Origin of the sequence: Chryseobacterium sp. sg2396 (genome assembly GCF_042610505.1) — a bacterium.
GTDB lineage: Bacteria > Bacteroidota > Bacteroidia > Flavobacteriales > Weeksellaceae > Chryseobacterium.
This window is the reverse complement of sequence record NZ_JBHGAQ010000019.1, coordinates 1-17,062: the sequence shown is the minus strand read 5'-3', so window position 1 is coordinate 17,062 and position 17,062 is coordinate 1. Positions and strand designations below refer to the sequence as shown.

8 protein-coding genes are annotated in these 17,062 nt (G+C 38.8%); 4 read left to right on the top strand and 4 right to left on the bottom strand.

The genetic code is table 11. The annotated features are described in order from the left end of the window. Positions 1 to 58: 58 nt before the first annotated feature. The gene (locus ACED20_RS17575) at positions 59 to 10,288 is read right to left on the bottom strand and encodes a SpvB/TcaC N-terminal domain-containing protein (protein ID WP_378106057.1); all 10,230 of its coding nucleotides are present in this window, start codon (positions 10,286 to 10,288) and stop codon (positions 59 to 61) included. 8 nt (positions 10,289 to 10,296) lie between these two features. After that, positions 10,297 to 11,676 carry a T9SS type A sorting domain-containing protein gene (locus tag ACED20_RS17570; protein WP_294293673.1) on the bottom strand — a complete coding sequence of 460 codons (1,380 nt, stop codon included), beginning with the start codon at positions 11,674 to 11,676 and terminating at the stop codon, positions 10,297 to 10,299. Between the two features lie 371 nt (positions 11,677 to 12,047). On the opposite strand from ACED20_RS17570, the gene ACED20_RS17565 reads away from it, so the two are divergent. Next, positions 12,048 to 12,434: a hypothetical protein gene (locus tag ACED20_RS17565; RefSeq protein ID WP_294201762.1), complete on the top strand. Its 387-nt coding sequence runs from the start codon at positions 12,048 to 12,050 to the stop codon at positions 12,432 to 12,434. Next, a complete protein-coding gene (locus tag ACED20_RS17560) occupies positions 12,431 to 13,510 on the top strand; it encodes an alpha/beta hydrolase (protein ID WP_294293669.1) in 1,080 nt (359 codons plus the stop codon). Before ACED20_RS17565 ends, ACED20_RS17560 begins: the two co-directional genes overlap by 4 nt. Positions 13,511 to 13,772: 262 nt before the next feature. Here the strand turns inward: ACED20_RS17560 and ACED20_RS17555 are convergent, their stop codons facing one another. Continuing rightward, positions 13,773 to 14,282: a DUF255 domain-containing protein gene (locus ACED20_RS17555; protein ID WP_294201766.1), complete on the bottom strand. Its 510-nt coding sequence runs from the start codon at positions 14,280 to 14,282 to the stop codon at positions 13,773 to 13,775. 116 nt (positions 14,283 to 14,398) lie between these two features. Between ACED20_RS17555 and ACED20_RS17550 the strand changes: the two genes are divergently transcribed. Then, the gene (locus tag ACED20_RS17550; protein ID WP_294201767.1) at positions 14,399 to 14,965 is read left to right on the top strand and encodes a hypothetical protein; all 567 of its coding nucleotides are present in this window, start codon (positions 14,399 to 14,401) and stop codon (positions 14,963 to 14,965) included. 51 nt (positions 14,966 to 15,016) lie between these two features. Then, positions 15,017 to 16,051, top strand: coding sequence for an exo-alpha-sialidase (locus tag ACED20_RS17545; RefSeq protein WP_294201768.1), 1,035 nt, complete (start codon positions 15,017 to 15,019; stop codon positions 16,049 to 16,051). Positions 16,052 to 16,283: 232 nt separating this feature from the next. On the opposite strand, the gene ACED20_RS17540 is transcribed toward ACED20_RS17545, so the two are convergent. Then, positions 16,284 to 17,062 (bottom strand): T9SS type A sorting domain-containing protein (locus ACED20_RS17540; RefSeq protein ID WP_378106051.1); only part of this gene is annotated, 779 nt, incomplete at its 5' end.

Here is a 17,062-nt window from a genome sequence, read left to right as displayed (position 1 = left end):
TCCTCTGTGTTTTTACAAGAAATGAGGAGTAAAAAAAATATAAACAAATATTTAAACATTATTTTGTCTTTTTAAATTCTAAATTATCTATTCTTGCTCCCATATCTTTTGCGCCAGTGTTGCCTACTTTCTTTCCATCTATAATTTTTTGTCCAGAATAATATTTTGCGGCACCAATATAAAATTCCTTAAACTTACTCTCTAACTGATTCCCTGTAAAGACTCTTGCACCACCACCATCTTCAATATAGAGAAATATTGGATTGGATACACTAGATGTATAAGTTATATCATGTTCATTATCTCTAACCTTTGTTCCGTCATTATAAGCGGTAACTATAGTGCTGTGATATCCATTGGCAATTCCAACTCCAAAAACAAAAACTCCTTTGTTTCCTTTTAGTTGATCCATAAGATTATCTACAATACCTGTGTTGAAGTTTTTATCCGAAAATTCTGATACAGAATTACTGCTATTCAAAACTTTACCATTTAAAGTCGGCTGTGCAATTTCTCTATCTCCTCTATATCCTAACTGCCCAACTTGCTGCATCATTTTATCATAATTGTCAAGCCTTTTAAACTTGTTACTGTATAAAAGACTCAAATTTGAGGATAGAGCATTTATACAGCACATTGAGCAACTGTACCCCGATCTATCATCCTTATTGCTGTGATGCAAATTATACATAGCATTAAAATATAATAAATTAAATTTTAAATGTCCTGCCCCTGCCCAATTTGAACCGGGCTTAATTCTATTACCATCCGGATCTATAAAGTTTATAGGATTATTAAGCGTGTAAATGAAAGGGCTATAAGATGGATACTTCTCCGCCAGCGGATCTACCCCATACCAGATACTTAACCTCGGGTTATAATACCTCGCTCCATAATAATAAAGACCGGTTTCGCTGTCTAACTCTTTAGCGTTAAACTTATAAGGATTGTTATAGGTTCCTGTTACCTGTTGCTCTACGAATGTTTCCCCAAATGGTAAATTTAAGAAAAATTGGGTTGCAATACCATCACCATCCGTTACAAATGTTCCCGTTCCTAAGTAATCCCCGTGGATGTAGTAGATACCATTCTGAGCAGAACCTGATTTCAGCTCTGTCGTAATACTTTGTACATCAAGCCCTGCCTTTTCCGCATAGTGGTTGAAGTCCGCTTCCGTATCAGGATCAGGTGTTGTGTTACTTCCTGCTACGGCGTTAGCATCTTGGGATCTGTTGATATTTCCGCTGTTGGTGGAGAGATAACTGGCTATTCTTTGGGTTCCCGTATAATAATGTTTGGTATATTTTCCATCCGAAGTTACTGTCATAAATGGGTTCGGATAAACCGCATACGATTGCAGGGACATTGAACCGTCAACCAGGGCTCCATTCTGATATAAGGATGATTCCTGGCCCAGAATGTATTTAATTGTCCTGTCCTTTTGGTCATCATAAACATTGTACTGGAATATTCCTTCTTCAGGTGAAGAATATGCTTTCATGTTATTTTCTTCATCCCAATACATAAATCTTGGCCCGGATGGAGATGCATCAACAGCAGGGTTACCATTTTCGTCATATTCGAAAGAATTGCCAATGTTGGTATTCTGATCTACTGCAGACTCCAAACGATGGGTACTACTTAAATAGCTGTAACTGTTATCGTAGGTGTTTAAAGGATCAACTGTTCCCTGGTGTATTACCGTCTGCTTTTTAGTATCAATTCCGCTGCTATGAGTATAGGTAAGCGAAGTATTGTAGCTTGATGCAATATTATTCGGATCTGTATGATCTTCTTTTAATTCTTTGAACATCGCACCTTCCGAAGAGATCAGACGGTTCATGGTATCATATCCATAAATCATTTCATAGGGTCCTCCCAGCATATTTGGTGTAGGGTATGCCGCGTTCGTATTCTTAATAACATTACCTACCAGGTCGTATTTGTATTGATTGTTAAGGAATGTCGCATAATTATCTTTTGTGAGCGTGTGATTTTTTAACATACGCCTGGTAGGATCATATGTATAAAGAGAATAAGTATCATTCCCGTTGAGTACTTTTGTCCTTTGTTCATACAGGTCATATTGGATATCTTTAATATAATCCCCATTTACATCGCTTGTAACCTGCTTTAGGTTTCCGCCGCGATCATAATGATAACTAAGATACTCGTCATCTGCATAACGCATTTCAGTAATCCTGTTCCAGCTGTCATAGGTGTAATTGGTGGTGAAAGACATTGTAGGGATATTATATCCCATGATTCGTCGCCGTTCTCGCACGATCTCGCCCATATTTCCATATCTATATTGCACAGAACCGGTTCCGTCACTTTTATATGTAACTCTGCCTATTCCGGAACCATTAGTCGCATATTGATAAAATACATTGTTAGGATTAGGGGAACCGTTTGGCAGCGGAGGATAAGTAATATTGGTAAGTCGGTTTAGGTCATAAGTATAAGCAATATAATTTTGAGGTGCTGTAGAACTTAAAAGGTTTGCGGTAAATCTTCGGATAAGATTCCCGCCTAAATCATATACAAATCTTGACAGTCCGCGGTCCGGATGGCTTTCTTTTATTCTTCTACCTCCCATATCATATGCGTAAGAAGTTGTCTTATTCTCCGGATCTGTGGAAGAGAGAAGCTCTCCTATATTATTATAGTTGAATGTTGTTGATAATACCTGTCCTCCGACGAAATTATTTGTTTTAACCACTTTTTCCTCGGCATTGGTAAATGTTTCATATTTCAATGGTACCGCAAGATTCTGAAGCTGCTCCGTAGTCTTCTTATACATGCTGTTATCGATGGTATATTTATACTCCGTGAGGTTTCCGTCTTCATCAAAGCTGTTAACGACTCTGTTAAGCGCGTCATACACGACTGAAGTATAATATTGTGCCGTAGTGAGCTTCAACTTTTTATTGGCTACAGCATCTTTATTTTCATCTGTCGGATGATACTGTTTAACGGCTCTTCCGAAAACATCGTACAGCGTAATGCCCGATACGGACATTTTTTCAGTACCGTCTATTTCGATATCCTTTTTTACCTGCACGGTTCTTCCGGTAAAATCTGCCAGGCTGATCGTCTCTATAGGATTGGATGGATTTTGGCTATCGTAGTTCTGGGTAAGAGATCCATAGAGTTTCGGAAGATTATTTCCGGTTCCCAGCTCGGAATCAAAATAGCTGTATTTTATCGTATACGGAGATATTCCCACTTCTTTTGGTCCCAATACGGAAGTTACACGGCCCAAAATATCATAAGTATATTTTACTTTATTTCCTGCGGGATCTGTAGATTCCAGAACCGTATCAAAACTCGGATCATAAACAGCAGAAGAGGAAACGAAATTATCCGCAACAGTCTGCACGTATTTTCCCGTCGGATCATAAGTGTAAGTCAGTTTATATCCGCTTGGATAGGTAATTACTTTTACATTTCCAAATGGATCATAAGATAAGGCGGTCATGGCAAAAGTGCCGGGAGAAACTTCAACAGAAATACGAATAGGATCGCCCGTAGTCTGATCGATCTCGGTATTTCTGTGGCGAAGCAAATTACTTCCCGTTCCATACACTTTAATATCTGCCGGTACATCAAGAATATTAGCAGCAGTAAGCGAAGGGTAGCTATGATAGGAAACTTCCGAAGAATAGTTTCCGCTGGCCACATTACTGTTATACTGGTAATTGGTAAGCTGCCCTTTGTTGTTATAGGACATAACGTCACTGGTTGTGAGCGAAACACCTCCTTCAATATCGGTTATGCTTGTCCCGACTAATTTTACAAGTGCAGTCCTGTTTCCTTGCGTGCCTCCTACGTCATAAGTTTCAAATTGTGCGGCCGGAATTTCCGAAATAAGGGTATGGTTATTAGTATAGTTAAATAACTTGAAGCTTTTAACCGTACTGTTGCTTAATGTACCGTTGGCAAATACTTCGGTTTTTCGTTCCAGTCCATTATTAAAATAAGTGCTGTTATAGAAAGTCTGTACCGTCTGACGATATACCGATGTTCCGTTCATTTCTTCCGAGGTTACGGTAGCGAATCCATAGGAAGTCCTTTCTCTACGGTCATATCTGGATTTATCGTATTTATAACGAATGACCTGATCTTTACCGGCAGTAGATTGCGTATAAGTGGCTGAGTTTACGTCAGGATTTAGAATTTTAACTGTACTCATTACCAATTTTGCATGCGGATCGTCATACGACGGCTTGGAAAATTCATAATCGATGGTAAAGGATCCTTTGCTTTTCAGTTCAGTGACCTTGGAAAGCTTATTGGTTCGTCCTACTCGTGAGTAGTTTACCTGAAGTCCACTACCCGTATTAACTACCAGATCGGGAAATCCATCGCCGTTTATATCCCGCAAAGCTTTATTGATTTCAGATACTGTAAGACCTAAGTTCGCATTAGCATCTATTCCCGCTCTTACATACAGAATTGTAATACCAAATAAGGTAATCGTTGGTATGTTAAGATAATAGCCAACATTCAATGAAAAAGCTCCGTTGTAATTTCTGCTTTCATTTGCGTAATTTACTATAGCGCCTTGTTTTGATAAAGCTTCGGGAATAGCAAACTTATTTCCCATATTATAGCTAACACTGGCATTACCGTTATCTTCTACGGTTATAATATCGGCCAGTCCGTCACCATTTACATCCTGAAAAGTTTTTTTAGAAGTTCCTGTAGACGAAGATGCTGTTAAGTTTCCTGATATACCGAATCCTGAACTGAAGGTTGATGTTTGAGAGATTAATCCCGAAAGTCCTCCTCCAATACTAACCGAAGTAGCGCCAACGGGTTTGGAGTTATAGGTGTCCAGTCCTTTAAAATTTTCATAAAAATTAAGTCCTGTTCCGTAATTTAGCCTGTACTTGAATTCATTTCCAATTTTATCGACACGGTCTACCAATCCATCTCCGTTAATGTCTGCCCAGAATTTCAGTCCTTTATCGTAAGAATTCGGATAGTTGGAAAAACCTAAACCGCCGGACCATGGGCTAGACTCATCACCTTTTGCATCAGCATTTTTATTGCTTATCATTCTCCCTACCGTTTTCACCGCTGTATTGGTAAAAGCGATGGTATTGGTTCTCTGGAAGCTATCAGCGGAAGAGATTGGAGAATCACCATTGTTTTCCAGATTGGGCTGTACTCCAAGAAGTCCTCCAAGTGAATTTGTTAATTGTGCCTGTGTCCGGTAAAGCATATCCGGATAGCCATCACCGTTTACATCAAAAAAGTCTTGGGTATTGATGTTGCCATAGTCTCTAAGTTGAGAAGTAGATGTTGAAACTACCGGAATACCAAGCCCGAAGTTCGTGGTTTTCGATTTGCTTTTCTGCTTCTTTTCTATTGCATACATCGCCGTATTATCATTCCCCTGAACTTCGGTATCCGGCTCATCCGGATCATCGCTTACGAAGAAAGGCGTAATACTCTCTTCATCACGGAAGCTCGATGCCATTGCGTACTGTTCTGTAAACATTCCGTTTACCCACTTCTGTGTAAACTGATTATCTTTCTTCACATTATAAACAATAAGTGGAATTACCGGGGTCATACCTGCCAACACATTGGTATTGCCTATATTCTGGAAATCTGCCTGAAGGATATCACCTACACAATTTGCGTAATCATCTGCATTGGTAATCCCTGCACACGAATTGAAATTATGGTTAAAACTTCCAAATGGAGAATCTAAAAACTCACTGTTAATAAGCGCTCCATACTGATCCTTCGGTGTATTTGGATTTGGAACGTAGTCTGGCCCATTGGATTGGGTAGGTCCGGTAGGTCCGTCCTTAGGATCATTGTAAGGCGGGTCAAGAGGATTGTCTCCTTTTTTAATATCTCTTGCTTCATTGTAAATAAACTGCCCCCAGTTATGATAAACAGCACTTATTGCATTAAATTCTGAAGTATTGACGGATGTTTCCGTGGTAGAACCTACAAGCTGGTTACCGCTACCGTAGTAAATATCGAAAGCTTTACCCTGAAGCTGTGATCTTAAAGATTCATAAGCAGCACGATCCTGAGGAGTGGCACAGAATACCAGGATGTTAATTTTGTCAGCCAATTGAACTGGCTGTGACGGATCGCCATTATAAAATGGAATTGGATCTAAACCAGTAATCGCTCCTCCAAACATGGTATATTCAGAAATTCCGGAGGGTTTAATCTCTACTTTTCTTTTTTCAATTACAAGTCCGTTCTTCTTAATGGCATACATAAAGTTACCTGTTACGGAAGGTGTAAATGAACCTGTTTTATTAATTGAGACTGCATAAGAATTTGTTCCTTGTGGTAGATTGCCTAAATCAGCGACATGAAACTTACTTTTCATATCGGAAACAAAATAGGAGGGATATATAGCTACGTCATGCGTTTCAAGTGCAGTCGAACCATTATTTACATAAATGTCTTTCCATTCTAAATCTTTATATACATACGAATCAGACTCAACGATAAATTTTAAGTGTGATCCTACTATGGCAGGTGCTAAGAATGTAAGATTTACAGGGTCAATGGCTACAGGACCAGTATTCTGGCTGTATGTTTTAGAATATAATATCTGAATATCAGTCGCCGGATTTACAATATCATGTTTGGATAAGGTAATTTTATAAGTTACGTCATCGTTTAATTTAGGAACCGTAAATCCGGGGATATTTATCTCTCCATGACCCAAGCTTGTAAAATCAATTGTTTTGGTAAGATTATTCAGGAAGAATTTCTCTTCGTATTTCAGGGCATTGGGCTGAAATCCGTCCTGCTCCTCTTCAGGAGTATCGGTAATTGCATTACCGGTATCATCCGTATAGGTGACCATAGGACTTGTGTTGACTACATAATTAAGCCCTTTCTTTTTATGCAGTCTGAAATATACCTTTTCGCCAGATTTTACTAAAATCCTGTCAGATGTATTTATTCCTAAAGGGGTACCATTATAATCATTATAATGTTCGATATTTACGGAAACAGGAGGATTAGGACCGGCTAATTTTTTTAAATAAAGCCTGCCGTTTTTCGGAAGATCAGTAGGATTCAGAATTTCGATCGAGTAGACAGCCACAGCTTCCTTTATAGGATCTGCCATGGAAATGACATCGGAAATTTTAATGTAACCGGTCTTCGGTGCTATCCACACTTTTACCACATCATTTTTTCCTCTCGCAGCTTCATCTTCAGTATCATCTTCTTCCTCTTCAGGTTCGGTATAGGGAGCCGGTATATTTCCTTTGATTACCATATTTTCAGTCAGATCACTGGTCGTTACCATCTCCGGCTGGCCATTTGCACCAATTCTGTTGAACCATACTTTATCATCTTTTACCACATCAGGAAGTCCGTCTGAGTTGGCATCAATAAGATAAACCGGAGTATTGGTTTTGGTCCTTGACCATGATTTTGTAAAATCAAATCCCATTTTCCACCAGTTGAACAATACGGTTGCACCATTGGTCCATGTACTTCCGATGGTATGGCCAAAATTACTTTTTAAGTTGAGAACATTCTGCTGTGGGGAACTGAACTGTAAATTTCCATTCGTATCAAGGCTTCCTGGAATTAGTTTTATCCCATTATCCCCATTTCTTTTACGGTAAAGGATGTCGGTAACACCATCTCCATTAAAATCTATGAGTTCAATGGCCCTCTTACTATCCGGATAGGATTCTCCAAAAAATCCGGAAATCATAAAGTTTTTATCTCCGGAACGGTGTGGTTTGAACAGCGCGAATCCGCCACCTGCCCGAACCGACCAACCCCATTCGAGATTATTGTCCGCACTGATTTTTGATGGGCTTAACAATGAGTTTACTGTCCCCGAAAAAGCGTCAGGAGTCGGCGCATTCACCGTTTTATCCGGACCGAATATTGTACCATTGGTATCGTTATGATAATCCAACTGATAAGTCACTCCCGGAGTTATAATTTTTGAAAGTAACGTTTTGTAAAAGGCACCGGTATAATATTCGAAGAAGTATTTTCTTATTCCATTGTTACTTCCCGGTGGTTTATAGGATACATTAATATCCGTCAACCGGGACGTTTCAACTCTTTTCACACCCTCTTTTGCATTTATAGATAAATCCGGCCTTTGTCCACTGTCAGAACTAAAAGCAATTTCATACGGACCGTCATTGTCATCTCTTCCCGTATAGGTAATTCTTTGAATGTGGAATTGCCTGCCGTTGGCCAGGTTCAGGTTATCGCCTGTAGCCGGTGCTACTCCGGCTTGAAATATCTTATTATCATAGTAATATTTTATATTGTTATTATGAATATCAAGTTCTTTTGTGATTCCCCACTGAACAATGTTATTCTGGTCGGTTATTACAATAGCGTTTGTATTAACGTTGTTTTCATTACCTCCGTAGTATTTTTTTGTACCATCTGTACCGGTTACTACCCAGGTATACGTTTTCGGATCAGTTCCGTATCTTTCTATTCTGAGAAAACCATTATTTTTTCTCAGATAAAAATTCTTTTTACCGTATGTATTCCTCGCCTGACGCGCCACATCCATTGCTCCATTTCCATTGGTATGTCTGTGCGGCAGATAATCTCCTTCATACATCAGCATTTCTCCATCCAGCAAATAAATTTCGGATTCGTAGGTGGGATCAAACTTAGGTGTTCCCCATCTCGTGTCCAGGGTTATATCTGAAATCCCGGAAACATTCCATCCTTCTCCCATCCATCCGTTTCCGGAAGCACTATTATACGCAACCGAAATCTTTGGAGCCATACCTTGTACGCCAGCAGGAATTTCGATAGGATATGACGTGGAAGCAGAACCGGAAGAATTGGCGGTAGGAGGAGACATAAACTGTAGGCCCGCAGCGGGATCCACTGTTTTTAAACCACTTATGGCAGTAGGTGCAAGTGCATTGATCTGAGGTGATTCCGGAACTGAAATAATCCCGCTTATATAATCTCCATTGCCTTCCGCTTCAACACTTACTGTTTTTGTTTTTGTATCTACGACAGCTGACGTTTCGGCAATCCATTTTTTCTTTTCATAATCGAACCTGAAAATTTTAATATCGTTTGCTTTTAAAAGGCCTAATCGTTTTTCGTCGTAGGGAATTGTTATTTTGATTCTTTTACTGAGTTTTCCCGAAATTAAAGAAAGACGGTAACCCATATTATCAAAAGTTACATTTTTAAGTCCTTGGGAAGTCCCTGGAAAATCTTTGTTTCTAAGTTTTAGTACTTCAATATAGGCTGCTGCTGCAGATCCTTTTGGAATCGTTATGTTGGCCTTTTCATAATCGACGCTTAATTCCTGATCGTTTGTGACAAAAATACCTTTTGCATTAAAAAAGTTATTATCCACTGTCTTGTAAGATCTGGTATCCTGAGGCAATTTATAGGTGGTATTATTACCATTTTCAGAAATTGAAAATACACCTTTTGATTTTTCATCGGCAGCAAGGGTGATCATCTTTTCAAATTCTCCTTTCTGAACAGGTATTTCCTTGTTATTAATCCGCAATGTCAGTGAATGAGAATAACTTCCTTTGATATACAATTTATCTCCGGATAATAACGAGCTAATTGGTAAAGCCGGATTTTTTTCCTTTTCAAAAACAATCTTCAGGTTTTTTACCTTATACTTTATACCTTCTCCTGGGGAAGTAAAAAGGATTGTGTTGGTTTTTCCATAAAGAAGGTTACTTATTTGCTCTTTTTGGTGGGTCCATTGGGAATTAGGAACAATAATTTCACCTCCTATAGCAATATTGTGGTTAATAGATCTGGCAACGGACTGGTGTGAAGCCAAGCCGAACAGGTCGTACTCCAGATATGCTACCATATTGCCCCCCTTTTTCTCTGGTATATCCACAGTGAAAAAATTATCGGATAGACGATCTTCCTCTTTATTGGAAAATGTTCCAATAGTACCTTCCTTTTCCTTTGCCTGATAGGAGATAGCATTTGAAGCTGCTATACCATTATTCTCTTTCAAAAACGCAGGTTCATAATTGTAATCCTCATTAGAGATCATCCCTTTTTGTTGGGATATTTCTGCTTTACCTTTTGTATAATGATTTTTTAAATGGGGTTTAGCAACCAATACTTCATCAGTATTATCCGCAAGGGAATGATGGATGTATTTTTCCATCATTTTTAATTTAAAAGATCTTACTTTTTGACGGTCTTCTTTAGAAAAGCTTGCAAATATGAGCATACTTGCAAATAGGCATAAAAGAATAGCCGGTCTTTTATAAAAAGATTTTTGATTATTGTACTTTTTCATGGCTTTAGTTAATCGACAATTAGTTTGAAAGTTTTTATAATTTTCCCATTACGTGTAAGACTAATAAGATAAGAACTCTGTATTGACAGATGGCTTGTATAAGATTTAGCCGTATCGCTTATTTTCTCTAATTTTACCAGTCTTCCGCCGCCATCATATATGGAAATGGCGAGATTATCCATTGAAGGAAAAGTGATGCTAAAGTTCTGGTCTTTCTTTACAGGGTTGGGATATAGAATGATTTTATCGGAATTTATTGAGATATCGTCCAAACCATATTGTGATGCTGTTCCTATGGTTGAATTATTTTGTGATTCTATATTTCTAACCGGACTTACAGCAAACGTAAAATGTGTTGAATTTCCCACATCAAATGCATCCATAAATTCTACTTTGTCAAAGATCACATCACCACCGCTTTCTTTTCCAACAATCTTTTTAACTTCACCATTATTCTTTTTTAAAAGCATCCAGTAGGATAATGGCTGAGACCTCGGATTAACGGCTTCTTTTTTTATTCTTACGCTGTAATTTGTTTTCGGAATATTCTTTCCTAAAAAATTAATTTCCCAACTTCGCTCCAATACATTCATTTCCTTGTCTCCTTTTAACTCCATTTTTTTATTGTCATCAGACCACATCACAAAATGATTATTATCGATTATGGTAGGATTTTCTGAATTGGTTCTTGTAATGGTATTAAATCCAATTGTTAAAAAGAGATCTTCTTGGTTACAGGATTGTTTCTGATTTAATTCGTTATCGTTATCCCTACCTAATCCTGTAGGTCTATAACGGTATTCTTTATGTTTTTTAGGATCCCATAATTCAGTTCCTTCGCTTGAATAATAAATCCCCTTTTCCAAAGAGATTCCGTACTTTATGGAAAGATAAGAATGGATCTTGATGAGATCCTTTGCCGTTACTTTTTTGGGATAAAAAATTAGCTCATAAAGATTTTGATCTTCAAATTGAATTTTTAAGCTGTCCTGCTTTGCATTTTGTTTGTCAGCCAGCTCTGTATAAGAAAATATGCTGGGTCTTTTCCCCAATTCGGTTATTCTATTTCCCTTGCTGTACTTATAATTATTTAAAGATACATTTTTGTTGTCTTCTTTCCATATAGGTTCGTCTTCTTTAGATGAATGTACTAAGCTTAAAGTATGACTTTTATGATTGCTATATCGGATATATTTTTTCAAGACCCTATCGTTTATACCGCAGTGAAAATTAAGTAAGTTTTCATCCGGACATTTTACAGCTTTTCTTGTACCGGGATCTATTTTTTCCCATATCTCGGGAGGTGAAGTTTTAAGCTGGGAAAAAACCGTCATTGAGAAAAAGACATTGCTGAGTAATGCAATTCTTTTAAGAAAGAGCTTATTCATGGTATTATTTTTTTCATTTTAGTGTAAGCATTTAAAAATGCTTTAAAAAGAATTTTTTTTGAATTCTATTTCTTCTGCAATATTACAAATTATTTTAAAATAATCACCATAAAAAACTGATATTTATGTATGATTTTTGCGGTTTTATGTGATTTACTTATATTTAAAGTAAAATTGATGATAAATTAATAATTGATAAGACAATTGAACTTTAATTTTAAAATCAAAATTAACAGAGACGGAAAATCTGCTGAGCTAAAATTTAAACAGGCTCTAAGTAATTTCACCTTAAAATTTGGAAGGCTCACCTTTTTTTATTCCGAAAGAACAGGCCGTTATCAATACATTTGTTTCAGAAAAAACTTAGAGAGATGATTTTAAAAACAAAAAAACAGTTATTTGCATTTGCAGCTTTCTGGATAGGGGCATTATTTGCCCCATTTGCCGCACAGCAGAAAAGCATGCAGGACAGTACACCCGAGCAGCGCGCAAAAATACAGACCGAGTGGATGAAAACCACACTGGGACTGAACAGTTCCCAGGCAACACAGGCCTATAATCTTAACCTTCTTTATGCACAGAAAAATGAACCTGTTCTCAAAAGCAGCGAAGGCAAACTTGCCAAGTTAAAAAAAATGAGACCATTACAGAAAGAAAAAGATGTTGCCTTAAGTAAAATCCTGAATACTGAACAATATAAAAAATACCAGGAACTCAAAGATCAATTAATTAAGAAGCTAAAAGACAAAAAAAGATGAAAAAGCTACTTTTCCCTATGCTGCTGATTCTGTTCATTACAAACTCAGCCTGTTCCTCAACTACAAATACTGATGATGAAATCCGGTCATCTGCCACTAAAACAGACAACAGCCTGGAAGGGCCTATCCAAAAGCCAACCTCCGGCTATGGCTCGGACGGAAGCTATGAAGTAGCGGAAATAGATTTTGATAATCCTCAGTATGCAGGAACCCAGGTTTCGGTTTTTTATCCGCAAGGAACCACTTCTCCCCGTCCCACCATCTTTTTTTCGCATCCATACGGCGGAGAAGATAAAACCTATAATATGGGACTGTATCGTTTTATTGCCAAAAAAGGTTTTGTAGTGGTATTTGTGCCTTACCGCACAATCGACATCAGTGTAGACCACCGCTACCAGACCCTCTGGCAGGGATTTGTGAAGGCTGCTAACGATTACCCGAATATCATCGACACGAAAAAAGTAGGATTTATGGGACATTCATTCGGTGGCGGTGCATCGATCGATCTTGCGTATAAGGCCTTTACGGAAAAAGGCTGGGGCCAGGATGCCCGCTTTCTTTTTACGATGGCACCGTGGTATGCCTTTAACTGGAACAGCCCGCTTACTACCGAACAGCAGCTGCAGAATTTCCCGGCCAATACAAAAATGATCTCCCAGGTCTATGATGAAGATGATGTAAACGACCACCGCCTGGCCATCGACATTTATAAGCACATTAATATCCCCAACAGCGAAAAAGATTTTATCTATGTAAAATCTTCTACCATCAACGGCTATAATTATGTAACGGATCACGCTACGCCAAGTTCCCGAAAAGCCTTCGATGCCCTGGATTATTATGCTGTATACCGGCTGCTCGATGCTATGATGGATTATAGCTTCAACGGAAATGCGAATGCTAAAAATACGGCTTTAGGAAACGGATCTTCCGCTCAGGTAACCATGCCTTCTTACAACGGCCAGACCATGGCACCTCTGGAAGTGACGGATAATCCCGTTCCGAACTATCCGCAAAGTAAATATCAGTTCCCGTGCAGCAGCAGTACAAACCCAAGAATTGCCTACTGTAATTAAATTTCAGAGCCTTTTTGCATCTGTTTTAAGATTAAGGAATGAGAATTCATTTAATTTAAAATCAACGATTTGTTCAATAAGCTGAATTTGGCTAAACTGAATCTAAAGCTTTCTCACTATTGAAATTAAGAATAAACTCTGTTTATATGAATGAAGCACATTAAGTTTAAGCCTATAAAATTATTGAGCAAATATAAACAAGCTTAAAAAACAGTTGCTTTAACTAAAGATAAAAAGCTGTCCTCATCACGGACAGCTTTTACTATTTTAAAAATGCTTTTCTAACGGCCTGAAGTTCGTTATCATTCATTCTGGAAGATTTTTTGAGCTTCGCGAGAAAGACATCCACTTCTTCCGCTGTCGAAGGGCAGCCAAGATTTTCCTTTTTATCATTAAAAGAATCGGCCAGAACTTCACCTTTAGCATTCAGGATCAGCCAGAAAGGAAGTCCGGCATCTTTCCCTTTGTATCTGTTCATCAGCTCTTCACCGCCGGGATTTTCAAGTTTTTTCTTATCTCCCATTTCCTGCACGTCCACATAAGCGGTAACAAATTTTTTCTCGAAAACAGGCTTTGTTTCCGGAAGTTTCATATTGTTTTCCATCGTATGGCACCATTTGCACCAGGAAGCATGAAACATCAGCAGTACGTTTTTATTTTTAGCCTTCGCTTCTGTTAATGCTTTTTTCAAAATCACATCTGCCTTTTGCTGAGCAAAATTTAACTGAAACAAAAGCAATCCCGCCATCAAAAGTATTCTCGAAAATTTCATAGTAAATCATATTTTACACGAATGTAAAAATTTTCCGGTTTACGAAAACTAATTTACATAACAAATTAACTTTTCAGGAATAAAGAATTTCTATTTTTGCAGATTAGCACATGGTTATGAAGTTTAAAATTTCTTTGTATTGTCTACTGACGGTATGCTTTATCAGCGCACAGGTATCCCATAAAGTGAAGGCTCTGGCAAAACCTTTGGAAAATATTTCTTATGCAGAATCTCTGCATATTGGGATCGGAGGCGAAAGAAGTGTCCTCTATGAGGAATTCAGAAAACTGTCTGAAGCAGCCCGTGCAGATGAACTTTATTACTTTTCTAAAAACGGAAGCAATGCCCTGAGATTGTATTCCGGCGCGGAGCTGTTAAAGAGAAATGATGCCCGGTTTATTACCGTTTACCAATACTACCTTCACCATCCTTTGATTATGAAATATCAGGACGGCTGTATAGGCAGGAAAGATAATATTGCCGGTCATTTGAAAAGGGAACTCTATTCCGCAAAGGAAATTATTGCGGTAAGAGATTCTTTACTAAAGGAGAAAAGATCGGATTTCATCACAAGTCAGCTGAAAAGCATCAGCGATGCTGGTTATGGAAAGCTGAGCCAGAAAAATGCAGCATTTTACATCAAGGAAATTGAAAAAACAGAATCCGGAAAACCTTCTCTATAAATTAAAAATCATAATAACAGTCAGCCATCACCCAATTAATAAAACAACAGAATGAATATACGTTTCTTGCTTTTTCTCTCGTGCTTAACGTTTACGAAAGGTTTTGCCCAAATTCCTTCAGCAAAGGTTCTGAAAAAAGAATTTCTTTTTACGGAAGGTGCCTATTTCAAACAATGCCACGCCTCTACCATTGCGCAGGCTGCTGACGGAAAATTACTTTCAGCCTGGTTCGGAGGCCCTCACGAAGGAAGCAAAGAGGTAGTGATCTGGGGAATCCGTACGGAAGAAAACAGCTGGAGCCAGCCGGAAATATGGGCGGACGGACGCATTAGTGATTCCGTGCGGTACCCCTGCTGGAACCCCGTACTGTTCAGGGCAAAAAATGAAAAAACGATTTACTTATATTACAAAGTGGGACCCAATCCACGCGAATGGTGGGGGATGGTAAAAACTTCAGAAGATAACGGCAAAACCTGGAGCCAGGCAAAACGTCTTCCGGAATCTATCCTGGGACCTATTAAAAACAAACCTATCGAACTGTCCAATGGCAATATTATTTCTCCTTCCAGTAAGGAAATTGATGAAAACCGATGGACGGCACACGTCGAAATCAGCAAAGATCATCAGAAGAACTGGACTTCTTATCCTATTGATCCTTCATCAAAATTCAATGTGATCCAGCCCAGTATCCTGATGCATAAAGACGGCAGCCTGCAGGCGCTCTGCAGAAGCAAGGAAGGCGTAGTAGCCACCTCATGGTCGAAAGATAACGGAATCACCTGGACCGCATTAGCCGCAACGAAACTTGCCAATCCCAATTCCGGGACGGATGCCATCAGCTGTAAAGATTTTTTCCTTATTGTCTACAATCCGGAACTTCCCGGAAAAGAGTGGTGGGAAGGCCGAACCAAATTGAGGCTGGCTTATTCCTATAACGGTACCGACTGGCAGGATCTGATGTCGCTTGAAGATGAAAAAAAAGGAGAATTCAGCTATCCTACTATTTTTAGGGATAAGAAAGGTCTTGTGCATATAACATATACTTACAACAGAGTGAATATCAAACACTGGATTTTGAAGTTTTAAACTTTCTGATAATTATGTAAAAATCAGCTTAAAGGCTGGAAGAGAAAAACTGGATGCTGGAAGCTTCCTGGCACGTGTATGACCAAATGACTTAATTATCAATGATTTTTATTGAGGGCAACTCTACTATGGTTTAATTTTCAGCATTTATATGATATAAAAAAGGGGCGTCTAAAATAGACAGCCCCTTCGTTATAATCATTTTGAAGAATGATTTAAGAAAGCATGAAAATTATTTCTTGATGAATTTAAAGGTCTGCATACCGCTTCCTGTAAATACCTGAATCAGATACATTCCCTGTGGCAATGAATGAACCTCTATGCTTCTTTCTCCCGACTGCAGTTTCTTTTCGGTTACCATTCTTCCGTCAGCAGCAATGATTACCGCTTTAGTAATGGTTTCCGCACCACTGAAATTCAGGATATCTCTCACTGGATTAGGATAGATCTGAAGCGGTGACTTCGATTTTGTATTATCACTAACCCCAAGCGTGCTGTTGATCGCCAGTACTGCCAAGTAAGCCGTCGACTCACAAGTTCCTGATGTCTGCGTAGCATAATAGGTCGTATTGTTTACCAATGCTGTGCTGAGCGGCAGGCTGTTTATGTGGTTCTGAGCATTTGAAGCTGACGCATACCATTTGATATTCTGACCCGTTACCACTAAAGCACTCAGCGTACTTCCCGGAGCAAAGTTTTGTGATGCTGCGCCGGTAGGAGCTGCTACAGGTGCAGACTGTGTAATGGTAACTGTTCTCGATAGTGTACATCCGTTGGCATCGGTAACGTTTACCGTATAGGTTCCGGCAACCAGCCCTGATGCTGTTGCTCCGGTACCGCCTGATGGAGACCAAGAATAGGTATAAGGTGACGTTCCGCCGGTAACAGTAATGGTTGCCGTTCCTGTAGATCCGCCATTACATGCAATATTCGTCTGGGAAGTAGTTGCAGTGAGAGCCGTAGGCTGCGTCACCGTAGCATTAACAGTTGCTGTACATCCGTTCGCATCAG

Coding starts and splice junctions, on each gene's coding strand:
- ACED20_RS17560 (WP_294293669.1), top strand. CDS start 12,431: ATGAAAAAGCTACTTTTCCCTATGCTGCTGATTCTGTTCATTACAAAC.
- ACED20_RS17575 (WP_378106057.1), bottom strand. CDS start 10,288: ATGAAAAAGTACAATAATCAAAAATCTTTTTATAAAAGACCGGCTATT.
- ACED20_RS17545 (WP_294201768.1), top strand. CDS start 15,017: ATGAATATACGTTTCTTGCTTTTTCTCTCGTGCTTAACGTTTACGAAA.
- ACED20_RS17570 (WP_294293673.1), bottom strand. CDS start 11,676: ATGAATAAGCTCTTTCTTAAAAGAATTGCATTACTCAGCAATGTCTTT.
- ACED20_RS17550 (WP_294201767.1), top strand. CDS start 14,399: ATGAAGTTTAAAATTTCTTTGTATTGTCTACTGACGGTATGCTTTATC.
- ACED20_RS17565 (WP_294201762.1), top strand. CDS start 12,048: ATGATTTTAAAAACAAAAAAACAGTTATTTGCATTTGCAGCTTTCTGG.
- ACED20_RS17555 (WP_294201766.1), bottom strand. CDS start 14,282: ATGAAATTTTCGAGAATACTTTTGATGGCGGGATTGCTTTTGTTTCAG.